The sequence below is a fragment of the Streptomyces sp. NBC_01257 genome (assembly GCF_035917255.1).
Lineage (GTDB): Bacteria > Actinomycetota > Actinomycetes > Streptomycetales > Streptomycetaceae > Streptomyces.
Genome location: NZ_CP108472.1, coordinates 2,913,999 through 2,928,614 on the forward strand (window position 1 = coordinate 2,913,999; position 14,616 = coordinate 2,928,614).

The 14,616-nt window shown below is 70.3% G+C and carries 12 protein-coding genes, 1 tRNA gene and 1 pseudogene; 6 read left to right on the forward strand and 8 right to left on the reverse strand.

All coding sequences use genetic code 11. From position 1 onward, the window contains the following. Positions 1 to 103: 103 nt before the first annotated feature. Entirely contained in the window at positions 104 to 946 is an 843-nt protein-coding gene (locus OG408_RS12350) for an endonuclease/exonuclease/phosphatase family protein (protein WP_266778312.1), read from the reverse strand. 210 nt (positions 947 to 1,156) lie between these two features. Here OG408_RS12350 and OG408_RS12355 point away from each other — a divergent pair, with 210 nt between their 5' ends. Beyond that, positions 1,157 to 1,750 (forward strand): hypothetical protein, encoded by a 594-nt coding sequence (locus OG408_RS12355; protein ID WP_266778314.1) that lies wholly within the window; start codon positions 1,157 to 1,159, stop codon positions 1,748 to 1,750. An 857-nt stretch (positions 1,751 to 2,607) separates the two neighbouring features. Here OG408_RS12355 and OG408_RS12360 read toward each other — a convergent pair. From OG408_RS12360 to OG408_RS12370, 3 genes and pseudogenes are all read right to left on the reverse strand, one after another. Then, complete coding sequence (locus OG408_RS12360; protein ID WP_266778316.1) at positions 2,608 to 2,832, reverse strand: cold-shock protein; 225 nt, start codon at positions 2,830 to 2,832, stop codon at positions 2,608 to 2,610. 238 nt (positions 2,833 to 3,070) lie between these two features. Continuing rightward, positions 3,071 to 3,286, reverse strand: a pseudogene (locus tag OG408_RS12365) (hypothetical protein); the annotation flags it as partial. A gap of 792 nt (positions 3,287 to 4,078) precedes the next feature. Then, positions 4,079 to 4,150 (reverse strand) — tRNA-Val (locus OG408_RS12370). A gap of 231 nt (positions 4,151 to 4,381) precedes the next feature. Here OG408_RS12370 and OG408_RS12375 point away from each other — a divergent pair. The 4 genes from OG408_RS12375 to OG408_RS12390 all read left to right on the forward strand — a co-directional run bounded on the left by OG408_RS12375 (position 4,382) and on the right by OG408_RS12390 (position 7,785). Then, positions 4,382 to 5,170, forward strand: coding sequence for a DUF4097 family beta strand repeat-containing protein (locus tag OG408_RS12375; RefSeq protein WP_326669852.1), 789 nt, complete (start codon positions 4,382 to 4,384; stop codon positions 5,168 to 5,170). 71 nt (positions 5,171 to 5,241) lie between these two features. Further along, positions 5,242 to 6,768, forward strand: coding sequence for a hypothetical protein (locus OG408_RS12380; protein WP_326669853.1), 1,527 nt, complete (start codon positions 5,242 to 5,244; stop codon positions 6,766 to 6,768). Positions 6,769 to 6,874: 106 nt separating this feature from the next. After that, positions 6,875 to 7,465: a DUF4383 domain-containing protein gene (locus OG408_RS12385; RefSeq protein WP_326669854.1), complete on the forward strand. Its 591-nt coding sequence runs from the start codon at positions 6,875 to 6,877 to the stop codon at positions 7,463 to 7,465. A gap of 98 nt (positions 7,466 to 7,563) precedes the next feature. Then, positions 7,564 to 7,785 (forward strand): FmdB family zinc ribbon protein, encoded by a 222-nt coding sequence (locus OG408_RS12390; protein ID WP_266778362.1) that lies wholly within the window; start codon positions 7,564 to 7,566, stop codon positions 7,783 to 7,785. Positions 7,786 to 7,908: 123 nt separating this feature from the next. Here OG408_RS12390 and OG408_RS12395 read toward each other — a convergent pair whose 3' ends face one another. The 4 genes from OG408_RS12395 to OG408_RS12410 form a co-directional block, all read right to left on the reverse strand. Beyond that, positions 7,909 to 8,568: an O-methyltransferase gene (locus OG408_RS12395; protein WP_285565287.1), complete on the reverse strand. Its 660-nt coding sequence runs from the start codon at positions 8,566 to 8,568 to the stop codon at positions 7,909 to 7,911. Between the two features lie 88 nt (positions 8,569 to 8,656). Then, positions 8,657 to 9,568 carry an HAD family hydrolase gene (locus OG408_RS12400; RefSeq protein ID WP_326669856.1) on the reverse strand — a complete coding sequence of 304 codons (912 nt, stop codon included), beginning with the start codon at positions 9,566 to 9,568 and terminating at the stop codon, positions 8,657 to 8,659. Next, positions 9,565 to 12,291, reverse strand: a complete 2,727-nt coding sequence (locus tag OG408_RS12405) for a phosphoribosyltransferase (RefSeq protein WP_442806025.1) — start codon at positions 12,289 to 12,291, stop codon at positions 9,565 to 9,567. The genes OG408_RS12400 and OG408_RS12405 overlap by 4 nt, the downstream gene beginning before the upstream one ends. A gap of 103 nt (positions 12,292 to 12,394) precedes the next feature. Continuing rightward, positions 12,395 to 13,564, reverse strand: coding sequence for an HpcH/HpaI aldolase/citrate lyase family protein (locus tag OG408_RS12410; protein WP_266778369.1), 1,170 nt, complete (start codon positions 13,562 to 13,564; stop codon positions 12,395 to 12,397). Positions 13,565 to 13,785: 221 nt separating this feature from the next. Here OG408_RS12410 and OG408_RS12415 point away from each other — a divergent pair, with 221 nt between their 5' ends. Further along, complete coding sequence (locus tag OG408_RS12415) at positions 13,786 to 14,613, forward strand: TerD family protein (protein ID WP_266778371.1); 828 nt, start codon at positions 13,786 to 13,788, stop codon at positions 14,611 to 14,613. Positions 14,614 to 14,616: the final 3 nt, after the last annotated feature.

Genomic DNA, 14,616 nt, shown 5'->3' on the forward strand with positions numbered 1-14,616 from the left:
GCGCCCGGCGCCTACGGCCATGGCTCTCTCAGGCGCGCCGCCTAAGGGTCTCGGCTGCATGCCCCACGTCATCTGAGGCCCGCCTGCGCCGGACTCGACCTCGCTAGGCCCACCTCAGATCGCCCTGCACCAGGTCGTGGTCCGAGTAGGGAGTGAGATGCACACGTTGCCTGATCGGGGCGAAGCCGCGCAGAAAGATGTAGTCGAACTTGCTGCGCCAGTCGGTGGTCGGCTTGCACGCACCGGCCGCCGAGGGACCGCACTCGGAGTCGGCGTCCGAGGCCAGGCCCCACATCCCGGTGAGTTCGGGTGTGTCCGGCACCGCGTTGAAGTCACCGAGAACGATCGTGCGGTCGTGCCGGGCAACGGCCTTCGCCAGTACGGCGGTCTGCTTCACGCGGACTGATTCCTGTCTCCGCTGGGCCAGGTGCGTGTTGAAGACCCGGACGGGCCGGCCGTCCACGAGGGTGGTGACGGCCATGTACCCACGGTCCTCGGAGCCGCCGTCGGGGTACTCCACGTTCACATGGTCGGTCATCGGAGCGGCCGAAAGAATCGCCTGGCCAAAGCCCCCAGGACGCCACGGCACTCCCCCGCAACGGCCCCAGTTCCGGAGAACCGACCCGTACTCGACGTGGTAGACGAGCCCGTACTGATACCGCAGATGCTCCCGGATCCTCTCGACATCACCCACACACGCCTCCTGCAGGCCGATGACCTGAGGCGCGTACGTGGCGATCTCCGCCGCCCGGCCGGCGTTCTGGCCGCTCCCCTTGCAGGGGTTGCAGATGTTCCAGGTCATGACCCGGTTCGGCACGACCTCCGTGGGGGCGCCGGCCGGCAGCGGCTTGGTGACGTAGGCGCCGTTCGACGCACTGGGGCCGACAAGCAGCACACAGGCCACGATCAGCGCACCCGCGAGCCATCGCGCGCCGGTTCCGGTCACGTTCGCCTCCTAAAGGTCTCCGCGCACGAGGTTATGTGACGGGCTGTATGCGGCACATGAAGTGCCTGGATCTCGCAACGCAACAGAAGCCATCGCATCCAAAGCGGCTTGTATTCCGTTCGGTGGCCGGGAAATCCGTTGGACCTGTTGGCGGGGGTGCGTCGTAGGGTGCGGGGCGCAGTGGAGCGGTCGGCGGAGAGGGAGCGGTGGATGGCGGGACTGGACGAGATCTGGCGGCGCGCGGAAGTGACGCGCAGGCTCGACGTGTTGTCGGGCTTCGTCGCGATGTGCGTGGCGGGGGACGACGACGCGCGACTCCGCCTCACCCAGGTGGCCACCGACGCGGACGAGGCCCTCTCGGCCTCGCCCCCGGATCTGGTGGCCGCCTCGGGGTACCTGGACGAACTCGTCCGGTGGGCTGAAACGGAGTGGGCGGATCACCCCTACCGCCCCGTGGAACCCAGGCCTGACGAGGCCGACCGGCAGACACGTGACTACGCCAAGGATCTCCGGCACGCCGCACTCCCGGTCCACGTGCGGGACGAGATGGGCCGTATCGAACTCGGCCTGGAGGTAAGGTTCCTGGCCTTGTGTCGCCAACCGGAGTTGGACTGCCGGATCCGCCAGGACATCTTCTACGTCGCCGGGCGAGCTGCGATGGCCCTGGACCTCGGGTACTTGGAAGCGGCGGAGCGGGAGATCAGGCGCATGGAACAGGTGGGTTCCGAGAGAAGCGGCAACCCCGCGCATCAGCTCAGTCCCGCCCGCACTGGCAGTCACCCGGGTGCCAACCGACACAACTGAACGCGTCGTCGGGACAGCACGCCTCGTGGTCCCCAGCGATCCCGCCGACGCACTCTTCACGCACCGCACGATGAGCAGCGGCAGAGGACGGAGGAGGACACCCCGCAACGAACTGCGACTCCTCCCATGGCCGGGCCCCGAGGCAAGTCCTGCTGCCCGAACACCGACGACAACAGCGGCCACCTGTGGCATTTGGCAGACAACATCGAAGCGGCACTACTCGGCGTGACAGCCGACCTCCAGCAACGCGCGGCCGAGGTAGTCGGAGACTCGAACTGCGACTCCTGGCAGGACATCTGGCCGCAGCCGTGCACAACGACCACACATCACGGCAGACGAGGCGGCGCCGAGCACGCTCCCCTGCGCATCTACCGCTTCCTGCGGATCTTGCTCTTCTTCGCCTTGGCTTCCTTCTCCTTGCGTTGCGCAACACCGTAGGCAGACCAGGAGCCCTGGTGCTTCGCGCAACGAGAGGTGCCGACCACTGCGAGGTTCCGGCACGCTGTGCCGGCTTTGGTGCGAGCGCCACACCTGGACTGAGATGCCATTCCATACCCCCTACGAAGAGGCCAGGTAATTCCAGACCCAGGCAAGGCTTCCGCCTCGGACTTGAACGGGGTAGGCGTATACGAGAGGCATGGGAGCACATTCAGGGCGGTATCGAAGCAGACTTGGTAGGAGCTTCAGCCGGGGGCGGTTCAGGTTGAGCCTGGGGACTCGGTCCGGGTAGCCCTGCCGTGGCGGAAGGCCGACACCCACTTCAAGAGTTGACCGACGGAGTGCCACTGCACGGTGCGGAAAAGGGTGCGGTTGTGCAGCGGGCCGCCGGGGACCGCGGTCGTGCCCCGCGGTTGACCTCAGGCAGGCCGAGGCACGATGTTCACCGCGCGGTAGTCGTACCCGTCCTGCTTGAAGCCGGGAGCTTCCCAAGTGAGTGCCACTTGCTGTCCGGGCGACAGTGTGCGGAAGCCGGTCGTCTGGATGTCGGAGTAGTGGCCAAAGCAACCGCCGGGGGTCTCGGAGGAGTCGAGCACGCCCCACCCTTCCTCGTCGTCCCACTCACGGACAGTCGCAGTCACCATGTGCAGCACCCTACGGTGTTCGTATGCGTTGGCGCGCTTGGTACCTCGCTTGGAGATCAACGCGCGTTCGGCCTGATGTGCGGTCCTGACCTGCAACAAGGAGAGTCGCGAGGGCAAGACCCTTCTCCATGGCCGTGGTTCACCGCGGATCGTTCGGAAGCACCAGAGCTTCTGCCCCCGCAATAGGCCCTTGGCCCGGCTTCTACCAGCAGCTGAGGACGCTTCCGTGCATCCGGGATCAGCCCCTACGAGCAGCGCCCTCCGGCCACACCACCTCGACCGGCAGCCCAGCCGCGCGGGCATCCTGCACGGTGTCGGCGGTGCCGCCGCCCTTTCCGGATGGGGGACTGCCGTCCCATACGGCGACGAGGACATCGGCGCGCGTCAGGAGTTCCCTGTTGGCTGCCTCGTAAGCGTCACGGTTGGCGGTCTCATTCGGCAGGGTGAGCACCTCAATGTCATCCGCGGCTCCTCACATCAGCTTGCCAGGAGGTCGCGGATACTCTCCCGCGCCTCACGCACGGACCGCGAGGCACTATGGCCAACGGTGTACGGATACAGCTGCCCAAGCTGTACGAGGTGAACCGGGCCGGGATCACTCGGGTGTTACGGCCGCAGGCCCCTGCCGTGCCCTCCACGACGGTCGATCAGTCGGCCGCGTTCCCGGATTGTCAGTGCGTGAAGTGCCGGCCCGAGGGCAAGGCTGACTCGTCGTACCGCGTGCTCCTGACCACATCACGCTCTGCCCGGCTTGTCTGGCCGGGGCACCGTATGTGACGAAGGGCGCCCTGGGCCGTGCGTGGCGTCGGGGGCGCGCATGATGTGCGACCGCTGCGACAAGCCGATGTGCCCCGAGGATTCGGTTCCGTACACCATCCCTGGGGCCACGGGTCCGGGGATCACGATCCGAGTTCACCGGATCGTCTGCGACGTCCCCAGAGCCCGGCCACGCTCGTACCCCGAGCGCTGAGGCGCCGTCCGTACCCGAGATCGGCGGCGGCCGGGATGCGGGGTGCCCGTCACTCGCACGAGATCGGCACGCCGTATGAAGAGTGTGGTTGGAGTGTTGCGACAGCCGCTAGAGCTCTGCGATGCACGGGCCACCGTTCCAGCTCCTCTATCGAATGACGAGGGCCACTCACCTTCGTGGGGATGTGGCTTCCATGTGGACTCGATCATGGAATCGGCCCCCCGGTCCGTGTGGATCGGGGGGCCGATTCAGGCTCTCACCTGACGTTTCCTACTGTGGGCGCGGACGGTTTCGAACCGCCGACATCTGCTTTGTAAGAGCAGCGCTCTACCCCTGAGCTACGCACCCGTGGATGAGGGAACAGGTTACATGGCCCGCGGCGCCCGTAGACAATCGGTTGACCGGGCGTCCCGCACGCCCCGATGGCCGCGAGGTCGTCCCGGGCGTTCCCGAGTCCCCGCCCACCGCTTAGGGGGGATATCCCCACCCGAAGACGGTAGCCGACCGGATCGTCCCGGCGGCGGGGGCTGCATAGCGTGGAGGCACATCGGCAGCGCCAGCCAGGGGGACTCGATCTTCATGACCATCCGCACCCACACCCGTACTCGCACCCGTACCCGCGTTCTCGTCGCCGCCGGCGGCACCGTACTGCTCGTCGCCGGGCTCAGTGGGTGCGGCAGCACCGATGTGGAGGATGCTCCCGCCGAGCACAAGTCGTTCGCGTACAGCGGGAAGGCGCTCACCATCGATGCAGAGAACTCCACCGTGGAGGTGGTGCCCGCCGATGTCGAGCAGATCGAGGTGACGCGCAAGGTCGACGGGTGGGTCGTGCTCGGGAGCGGGCCGGATCCCGTGTGGAAGCTCGTGGGGGACACGTTGACTCTTCGGGTGAAGTGCGAGGCGATGATCAGTGACTGCGGGGCGCAGCACCAGGTGAAGGTGCCGCGTGGGCTCCCGTTGACCGTGGACGCGGACAACGGGAGGGTCACCGCATCCGGTTTCGGTACGCCGCTGAAGCTCTTCTCCGACAACGGCGGGGTCGTCGTGCGGGATGTCAGTGGGCCTCTGGAGCTGAAGAGCGACAACGGGGCCGTGCGCGGCGAGCGGCTCTCGGGGGCGTCCGTGATCGCACATTCGGACAACGGTTCCGTGAAGCTCGACTTCAGCCGCGTACCGGATCTGGTGGACACCGTCAGTGACAACGGGAGCGTCACCATCGACCTCCCGGCCGGCAGTACCCGGTACTCCGTGGCCGCTTCGGCCGACAACGGGAGCATCTCCGTGAGGGTGCCCCGTGGTGACGACGGGCGGCACGCGGTGAAGGCGCACAGTGACAACGGCGAAGTCACGGTGCGAAGCGCGAACTAACAGGCCCGTGTGTTCGTCCTTACCTGGTGGGAGAATGTACCGGGCAGGGCGAATCAGCACGGGAGAGGGATGTGACGGCGACACACGCGAAGCCGCAGGCGAGAGCGGGTGCGAGTTCCGCCGTCAATGATGTCCCCGTCAGTGATCTTCACGCTGGTGAGCTTCGCGTCGGTGGTGGGGCCGGCAGTGGTGTCAGTAGTGATGGCGGTCTCGTTGTTCGTCGTGCCGCTGCCAGGCGTGTTCCTTCCCGTCGGGGCGGGCGCGTCCTCCGTGACGGCCTGGTTCTGATGCTGTTGCCCCTGCCCCTCTTCGCCGCCGTCCTCCCCGCCGCCTTCGCCGGTGGCGGTACGCGGCGCTGGTTCGGCGGGCGTGGCGAAGGGCAGCGGGCCGAGGCGCAGGCCGCGAAGGATGCCGCTGCCGAGGCCTTCTACGAGCTCGACACCGCCCAGCGTGATCTTCAGATCTCCATCGAGACCATCACCGCCGTGGACAGTTCGCCCGCCGCGCGCAAGGCCGTCGACGACTTCGCCGCCCTCGGGCGGCGCATCGACGAAGCCAGCCACTCCTACATCACCGCCGTCGATGCACACGATCTCGACCGGGATGATCTCGAACCTTCGGTCGCCTCCCGGGCCCGGTCCGAGCTGTCCTCCGCCAAGGACGAGCTCGTCCGGGTCAAGGGTGAGCTCGACCGGTTCGCCGCCGGGCTCGGGCCGCTGCTCGGGACCGCCGAGACTCAGCTCGCGCGGCTCGCCCCCGCCGTGGAGCGGGCGCGTCAGGCGCTCCTCGCCGCGAGCAATGCTCTCGATGCGGTGCGGGCGTCCGGGCTGCGGGCGGATGATCTCGCCGCGCGGCTGGCCGCCCTCGCCCCCGAGCTGACCAAACTCAACCAGGGCGCCGGCCGGCACGGCGTACCCGAGACGCTGCAGCGCGCCGATCAGGTGCTGCGGGACGCCGAGGCCGTACGGGCCGAAGCCGCGCAGCTGCCCGAGCGGGCCGCCGAGATCGACAAGCGGCTCGTGACGTTGCGTACGCGCGCCCAGGCCCTGACGACCCGGTCGGCCTCCGTCGAGCCGGTGCTCAGCGAGTTGCGGCGGCGGTTCTCGGCGGCCTGCTGGCAGGACCTCCAGCCGGTCCCCGAGCAGGCGGCCGTCAATGTGCGTCAGGCCGAGGAGAAGCTCAAGGAGGCTTCGAAGGCGCGCGACGAGCAACGCTGGGCGGATGCCACGTCGCGGCTGAGTACGGTACGTGCCCTGCTCAACGCCACGGACGAGGCGGTGTCCGCGGCCGGTGACCGGCTGCAACGGCTCGACGCCGTCGCCAAGGATCCGCAGCAGGAGATCCAGCGGACCCGGTTCGCGATCCGTGACGCCCAGCGGCTCGCCATGGCCGGGCGCCACACCCCCGAACCGCGCCACGCCCGGCCGCTCGACGACGCGGTGGCCCGGCTCGACCAGGCCGTCACCGCCCTCGAAGGGCGCCACCCCGACTACTGGCACTTCCTGACCGTGACGGAAGGCGTCCGGCAGACCGCATCCCGCGTCGTCTCCGACATCCGTGAGGAGCGAGGAGCCGGGACCGGGGGCGGCGGCAACTAGTACGGGGCCTGGGAGGGCCTGGGCTGCGTCTTCCGGGGTCGTGGGTGCTCTGACGTGCGGCGGTCGCGTCCGCGGGCGATCCTGGTAGTACTCGAAGGAGGCCCCCATGGCCACCCATGTACTGCGTCCCGCGCGGCAGCCTGCCGCCCATCGCAAAGCCACCCGGCTCGATGAGCAGCTGCCGGTCGACCACCGGCTCAGCCGGGTCTACCGGATCGGCGCCGGGCTGATGGGCCTGGTGCTGCTCGCCTTCGGCATCCTCGGGCTGATCGACAAGATCGGATTCTTCGACACCGGCGGCGACACCGTCGCCGGCCTGAGCACCAACGGCGCGCTCAGCGTGCTGTCGATCTGTGTCGGGCTGCTGCTGTTCATCGGGATGGTGATCGGCGGCAATGCCGCCTCGACGCTCAACATGGTTCTGGGCGTCCTCTTCATTCTCAGCGGCTTCGTCAATCTCGCCCTCCTGGACACCGGGCTCAACTTCCTCGCCTTCGAGATCCAGAACGTGCTGTTCAGCTTCGTGGTCGGGCTGTTGCTGATGATGTTCGGGATGTACGGACGCGTCAGCGGCGGGCTCCCCCACGACAATCCGTACTGGCGGGCCCGCCATCCCGAGGAGGCCGCCCGCGAGCAGCGGCTCGCCCGGCGTCGCGCGATCGAGGAGATGCCCGTCGTCCGGCCCGAAGGTTCGTAGAGCCCTGCGGGCTTCGTGGAGCCCACCGCGGTGTGACCTGGGTGGGGTGGCGCGGGCGGGGACCTTCCGTCGGCCGTTCCGGCCGATAGCCTGGGGGCATGCCTCGTTACGAGTACCGCTGCCGCTCCTGCGGAGACACCTTCGAGCTCAGCCGTCCCATGGCCGAGTCCTCTTCCCCCGCCTCCTGCCCCGCCGGGCACGAGGACACCGTGAAGCTCCTCTCCGCCGTCGCCGTGGGCGGTTCGGCCGGTTCGGCCGCCGCGCCCTCGGCCGGTGGTGGCGGCGGTGGCGGGTGCTGCGGTGGCGGCTGCTGCGGCTGATCCCCCGCCGTACAGTCCGGAGCCCGGGCCCTTTCCGCCTTACCGGTCAGGAGCCCAGCCCCTTCGCCCGTACCGTCAGGGCCCCGGTCCTTCGCCGGTACCTTCCGGGCCCCGGCTCCCCCGCTACCTCTTGCGGGACAGGGTCAGGCCGTCCGACACCGTGAGCAGCACGCTGTCCATCCGCGGGTCGGCGGACACGTGGTCGTTGAACTCCTTGATGGCCGCCGCCCCGCCGGTCGCCCGCGGGTCCGTCACACCGCCGTGGAAGAGCACGTTGTCCGTGGTGATGAGGCCGCCCTGACGCATCCGGGGCACCAGTTCCTCCCAGTACGGGATGTAGTTGCCCTTGTCCGCGTCCAGGTAGGCGAAGTCGATGTGCGGCTCGATGGGCATCGCGCGCAGAGTGTCGAGGGCGGGGGCGATCCGGAGTTCGATCCGGTCGGCGACGCCCGCCTTCGCCCAGGCCTCGCGGCCGTAGGCCGTCCATTCCTCCGAGACGTCGCAGGCGATCAGGCGTCCGTCGGCCGGCAGCGCCTGGGCCATCGCCAGAGCGGAGAAGCCGGTGAAGGTACCGACCTCCACGATGTGCCGGGCCCCCGTCAGCCGTACGAGGAAGGCGAGCAGCGGGCCCTGTTCCTCCGCCGACTGCATGCCCGCGTGATCGGGGAGCCGGGCGTACGTCGTCTCGACGAGTTCGCGCTGCACGGCGTCCAGCGGCGGGTTGTGCGCCAGCATGTACGCGTACAGCTCGTCCGTGATCTTGGTTTCGTTGCCCTTGGTCATCGCACCACTCCCCTGTTCGGCCACGCGCTCCCCCGACGGGCGGGAACGCGGTGACTGTAGTCGCCGCGCCGGACCGGTTCGAGCGATTTCAGCGGCGCGTCGTCAGGGAGTCGGGGACGGGGACGCCCGCGCCGGCCACCGCGTCCGTGCGCGCCGTCCGCAGGAAGCGTCGCAGGATCTCCTCGCCCGCCGCCACACCGCTCTCGGCGGTCACCTCCACGTGCGCGGCGTTCCAGCCGGCGTCGGCGAGTTCGCCGTGGCCGGGGCGCCAGCCCCGGTCGGCGGCGAGCAACAGGTCGGCGTCGAGGAGGGAGTCGCCTGCGGCCAGGGTGAGCGTGGCGCCGGTGCGGCGGGCGACCTCGCGCATGGCCGCGCTCTTGGTGAGCGGGCGCGGCACGACGTAGATCTTGCGGCCCTGGAGCGACACGGTCCAGCCGCGCGGATCCGCCCATGCGGCGAGTTCCTTCGTCCAGTCCGGCGGGAGCTGGGTCCGGTCCACGACGAGGTAGGCGAAGAGGTCCTCGGCGACCCGTTCCTTGAGCAGCCAGGCGGGGTCCGCCGCGGCGACGAGGTGGGCGCGGACCTCGGCGAGCGAGGCGCACTCCTCGGCCAGCCGGCCGGCCACGGTCCGCTGCCAGTCCCGGTCGGACTCGCCGTCCACCAGGATGTGCCCGCCGTTGGCGCAGATCGCGAACTCGGCCGCACGGCCCGGGAGATGGATGCGGTGGTACTGCTCACGGGTGCGGGTGGTGGTCGGTACGAAGACCGTGGACGGGGCGTCCGTCAGTTCGGCGAGCAGCGCTGCGGCCGTCTCCGTCACGTACGAGAGCGGCTTTCCCTCGTACACCTCGACGCAGAGCAGCCGAGGTGCCTCGGCGTCCGGCATCGGGAGCTGGAGGGCCGCCGCCGAGTAGATGAGGGTGCGGTCGAGGTCGCTGGCGACCAGCGTCACGGGGGACGCCGGCCGGGGGGAGGGTGCGGGCGCCGGATGGGTGGTCACTTGGACTCCACCGCCCTGCCGTCAGCGCCCGTCGCCCCGCGCGTGTACTTCGGGTGGATCAACCCGACGCAGGTGTACGGGAGTTCGTCGACCTCCTCGACCGGTACGCCGCGCTGCACGGCGAGCAGCCTGATGTGTTCCAGGTCCGCTCCCGCGCCCCGCTTGGCGAGGATCTTCCACGGGACGCGCCGCAGCAGGACCCGGGTCGTCTCGCCGACACCCGGCTTGACCAGATTCACGTCGTGGATGCCGTACTCCTCGCTGATGCGCTCCACCGCGGCCCAGCCCTCCCAGGTCGGGGCGCGGTCGGCCGTCAGCAGTTCCTTCACCTCGGCGTCCACGGCGTCGGCGACCTCGTCGAACCGGTCGGTGACGGTGTCGAGGAAGTGGCCGGAGACGTCCGATCCGGCCAGCTCGCGGTAGAACTTCGCACCGTGGAAGTCGTCCGGTCCGACCAGGTCGGAGCGCAGCACCGTACGGGAGATCAGTCCGGAGACCGTGGAGTTGAGGCAGGCGGACGGGATCAGGAAGTCCTCGCGGGTGCCGTACGTGCGGACGCAGCCGCCCGGGTCGGCCAGCACCGCGATCTCCGGGTTGAAGCCCTCCGTGCCGTCGGACTCCTCGAACTCGGCGATGGCCGCCGCCAGTTCGCGGGTGATGGCACCCTTGCCCGTCCAGCCGTCGACGAAGACGACATCGGCCGGGTTGTGGTGGGCGGCCAGCCAGCGCAGGGCGTTGGCGTCGATCCCGCGGCCCCGCACGATCGAGACGGCGTAGTGCGGCAGGTCGGCACCGCGCCGGAGCCGGGCCCAGCGGCGCATCAGTACGCCGACGGGGGTGCCGGCCCGGGCCAGCGAGACCAGGACGGGGCGCGGGCCGCGCTCGGCGAGGACCGTCTCGGTGACCGTGCCGACGGCGCGTGCGATGCGGGCCGCCGACAGGTCCAGGGCCGCCTTGAACAGGTCCTGGTACTGCTCGGACGGCTGGTACTCCACCGGCAGCGATTCGGCGTAGTGCGCGCCACCGCTCTGTATCGCCTCCTCGCGCTCCTCGGTGGGCGCCTCCAGCTCGGTGTCCGAGAGGTCCTGGAGCAGCCAGCCGACCTCGTCCGGCGCGTAGGAGGAGAAGGCGGGGCCGCGGAGGGGCTCGGGCAGCATGGCGGAGTCTTCCTGCCGTTCGGGGGCGTGGGCCGGGGTCGGTACCGAGGTGGGGGACTCGGCGGGTACGGCGGTCGCGGCCCCGGACGGTACGTACGAGGGGACCACCGCCAGCAGGACCGTGCCGGTGTGTGCGGCCAGCTGGTGCAGCAGGCCGCCAGGGGCGTGCAGGGCGGGGGTGTCCGCGGTCGAGTCGACGACGAGGACGACGGCGTCGAAGCCGGCGCCCGCGACGTTGTACGCGTACCGGTCGCCGGGGCCGTCGGCCGGGTCGTCGTGGGCCGGGAAGACCAGGCGGGTGCGTATCGCGTAACCCGGGTCGTCCACGGCGAGGACCGGGGAGCGGGTCGTGGTGGAGTAACGGACCTCGTAGCGCGCGTCCGAGCCGGTACGGGCGTCAGCGCCGGTACGGGCGTCAGCGCCGGTACGGGCGTCAGCGCCGGTGCCCGTACGCGCCTCCAGGGCGGTGCCCAGGCGCAGGGGCGCGTACATCAGCTCCTCGAAGCCGAGGACCAGGATCCGGCGGGGCTGCCCTGCACCTGTCTCCTCGTGCGGTGCCTGCCCGGACGGCATCCGCTCGGCCGGCATCCGCTCGTCCAGCGCCTGCGCGATGCGGTCCGCCATGGCCGGGAGGGCGGGTTCCAGGACCGCGCGGTGTGCCGGGGTGAAGCCGTGCCGGCCGCCGTCGGGTACTCCTGCGGGCCACTGAAGGTCCACGCGCGCACCGGGGCGGAGGGTGCCGGGCAGCTTCCCGTCGCCGGACGTCGACGCGGGGGGCCGCAGCGCCTCCTGCTCCGCGACCAGGGCCTGTCCCTTCTCCAGGACGCCCTCCGGGAGGCCCACCGTGCCCGTGTTCCTCGCCACCAGGTCGATGCGGGCACCGATCTCCGCGGCGAACTCCGCGAGCCGCCCGCGGTCGGCCGGTGAGCGCATGTCGACCAGCGCCACGATGACGTACCGGCTGCGGGGGCAGCGCTCGTGCAGGTCGCGGATGGTGTTGAGGACGGTGTTGCCGGTGGAGAACTCGTCGTCCACGAGGACGAGCGTCGCACCGGAGGAGCCCTCCTCGCCGTTCCCCAGCAGGTCCGGGTCCTCCGGCAGCAGCAGGTGCGAGGTGGCGTGCGAGTGCGCCTCCTCGAAGCCGCCCGCCCGTGCCACGCCCTCGACGGGGCGTCGCGTCGAGTGGAGGTAGGTCGCATCGCCCAGCCCGTCGGCGACCGCGTGGCCGAGGCCGGTGGCCGTCTCGGCGTAGCCCAGCACAACCGCCTCGCGCGCCCCGGCATCGCCGAGCAGGTCGCGCACCCGGCGGCCGAGCTCGAAACCGGCGCCGTACACGACCGACGGGCGCTGCGGCACGTGCTTGCCGAGCACGTTGGACACGAGCAGATGTGCCCGCTTGGGGTTGCGCCGCAGGGCGAGGCCCAACAGCTCACGGAGCTCCCCGTCGCCCACCAGCTCGACGCCCAGCCGCTCCGCGACCCAGCTACCCGACCACACCACGTTCGTCGTCTCTTTCCGTCGGCCTGCCACGCGCCCGCCTACCGGGGCCCGTCGTCCATCAAGCATCACGCGCCCGCTCACCGGACCCGCGCATCAAGCATCACGCGCCCCGCGCACCCGCACCTGCGGGCCCGTCCGGGGCCCGGGGGAACCCGCGCACCTGCTCCGCTCACTCCGCGAGGCTCGCCGCCAGCAGGTCCACGAAGCCGACGTCCTCCTTCGCCACGCCGAAGACCTCGGCCCGCCGCAGTGTGCGCTCGGCCCAGGCGCGGTGCGGCTTCACCTCGTTCATCTTGTTCGTGTACGAGGAGCGCAGCACCCCGCCGCCGCCCCGCTCCGGCCGCAGGATGTCCTGCGCGTCGCTGAACTCCTCATGGCTGACCACCGACAGCGCGTGCACGGGGGCCACGTGCGAGGGGTGGATACAGGTCTTGCCGAGCAGGCCGTTGGCCCGGTCGAGCTCGATCTCCCGCAGCAGCCCGTCCAGGTCGTGCTCGATCAGCGCGGTGCGCAGTTCCTCCGCCCGGCCCTCCAGGAAGGGACTGCGGCGCAGCTGTGGCTTGAACATGCGCTCCTGGAGTCTGAAGTACTCCCAGACGGGGCCGGTGATCGTGAAGCCCGTCCCGTCCGCCCGGCCCAGCACGTTGACCACGTCGGCGATGACGTCGCCGACGATCCGGACGTCGTACGCCGTCATGTCGGGTGCCCGGCGCAGTCCGTACGCCGAGCAGAAGTCGGTGACGCCGAGCCGCAGCGCGAGCACCCGGTCACGGTAGGTGTCGACGGTGCGGGCGATCTTGTGGAGGACTTCCCGCCTGGTCTCCAGGTGCAGCAGTTCGGGGGATTCCAGCACGGGCATGGCGAAGAGCCGCAGCCCGTCGACGCCCTCGGCCTCGGCCTTGGTGAGGGCCTCCATGAACGGCACACCACGCTCGTGCGTGAACTTGGGAAGTACGAAACCGGACAACAATCGGGCGGACTCGCCGAGCCGGCGCACCAGGTCGGTGATCTGGTGCGGTTCACGGACCCGGATGAACAGCAGCGGCAGCACCCCGTCGCGCCCGGCCAGATCGGCGAACTGCCTGACCAGGTTCTCCTCGGCGTCGGCCACCTCGGAGTCGTCGATCGAATCCTCCAGGCACAGCACCATGGAGACGACACCGCGGGCGGCCTGCTTGATGACGTCGTCGGCGAGCGCGGGCCGCGTGGCGGGGCTGTAGAGCGTGGCGCCCAGGGCGGCCGCGAGGACGGGGGCCGGGGAGCCGGCGTCGAAGTCACACGGTTCCCGGAAGAACAGATCGCCCCTCGCAGCAGGCGCAATATGCCCGAAATGACGCATGTGATTCCCCCCGTACTCCCTGACCGACCGGACAACGTGTGGCCGGTAATAGTACGTACGGACGGGTGTCGGCAGTTCCCTGTCCGCATGAATTCCGGGTAACTCGTCCATTTCGCGATGGTTCCGAAGGGCGCGGAGGCGCCCGTTCCGACATTTCGGCGAGACACGGCTTGCGACCCCCGCGTTGTCCGCAGGGGCTGCCAGCAGGCAGGATGACCGGCATGACGCACGCGATGGTGAAAGGCTCGAACGTCCCCCTCGACGCCATGGCCGTACGGGCCGTGCTGCGCTGGACCCCGGGCTCCGGGGTGCCGGACGTCGACGCCTCAGCCCTGCTGCTCGGAGCCGGCGGCCGCGTGCGCTCCGACGAGGACTTCGTCTTCTACAACCAGCCCCGCCACCCCTCCGGCCTGGTACGACGGCTGCCGAAGCGCAGCCTGGCCGAGGGGCTGACGGACACCATCGAGGCCGACCTGAACGCACTCGACCCCTCGGTCGACCAGGTCGTCATCGCCGCGTCGTCCGACGGGGCCGCCTTCGAGCAGGTGCGCGACCTCCGCATCCTGCTCTACGACGCCGCCGCGTCGGGCGGCGAGCCGCTCGCCGTGTTCGACGTGCGGCCGGAGACGGGCGAGGAGACCGCCATCATCTGCGGCGAGCTCTACCGGCGCGGCGATGGCTGGAAATTCCGGGCCGTGGGACAGGGCTATCCGACCGGTCTCGTCGGTCTCGCGACGGCCTTCGGGATTTCGGTGGACGAGACCGCGGCCGACCCCGGTCCGACCCCGCCGCCCGCCCCCGCCTTCCCGCCCGCACCGGCACCCGGCCCGGACTCGCAGGCCACGGTCCAGCACCAGCAGCCCGCGTACGGCTACCCGCAGCCCGCCGCGGCTCCTGCCCAGCCCGCGCCGCAGCCCGCGTACGGCTACCCCCAGCCGTCCTCCGCACAGCCCGCCTACGGCTATCCGCAGCCCGCGGCGGCGGCCGCCCACGCGCCCGACCCGAACTTCGTCCTGCCACCGCAGGGGCCGCAGTTCATACGGCCCTGACCC

Coding starts and splice junctions, on each gene's coding strand:
- OG408_RS12360 (WP_266778316.1), bottom strand. CDS start 2,832: ATGGTGACTGCGACTGTCCGTGAGTGGGACGACGAGGAAGGGTGGGGC.
- OG408_RS12410 (WP_266778369.1), bottom strand. CDS start 13,564: ATGCGTCATTTCGGGCATATTGCGCCTGCTGCGAGGGGCGATCTGTTC.
- OG408_RS12415 (WP_266778371.1), top strand. CDS start 13,786: ATGACGCACGCGATGGTGAAAGGCTCGAACGTCCCCCTCGACGCCATG.
- OG408_RS12390 (WP_266778362.1), top strand. CDS start 7,564: ATGCCTCGTTACGAGTACCGCTGCCGCTCCTGCGGAGACACCTTCGAG.
- OG408_RS12375 (WP_326669852.1), top strand. CDS start 4,382: ATGACCATCCGCACCCACACCCGTACTCGCACCCGTACCCGCGTTCTC.
- OG408_RS12395 (WP_285565287.1), bottom strand. CDS start 8,568: ATGACCAAGGGCAACGAAACCAAGATCACGGACGAGCTGTACGCGTAC.
- OG408_RS12355 (WP_266778314.1), top strand. CDS start 1,157: ATGGCGGGACTGGACGAGATCTGGCGGCGCGCGGAAGTGACGCGCAGG.
- OG408_RS12405 (WP_442806025.1), bottom strand. CDS start 12,291: ATGCTTGATGGACGACGGGCCCCGGTAGGCGGGCGCGTGGCAGGCCGA.
- OG408_RS12385 (WP_326669854.1), top strand. CDS start 6,875: ATGGCCACCCATGTACTGCGTCCCGCGCGGCAGCCTGCCGCCCATCGC.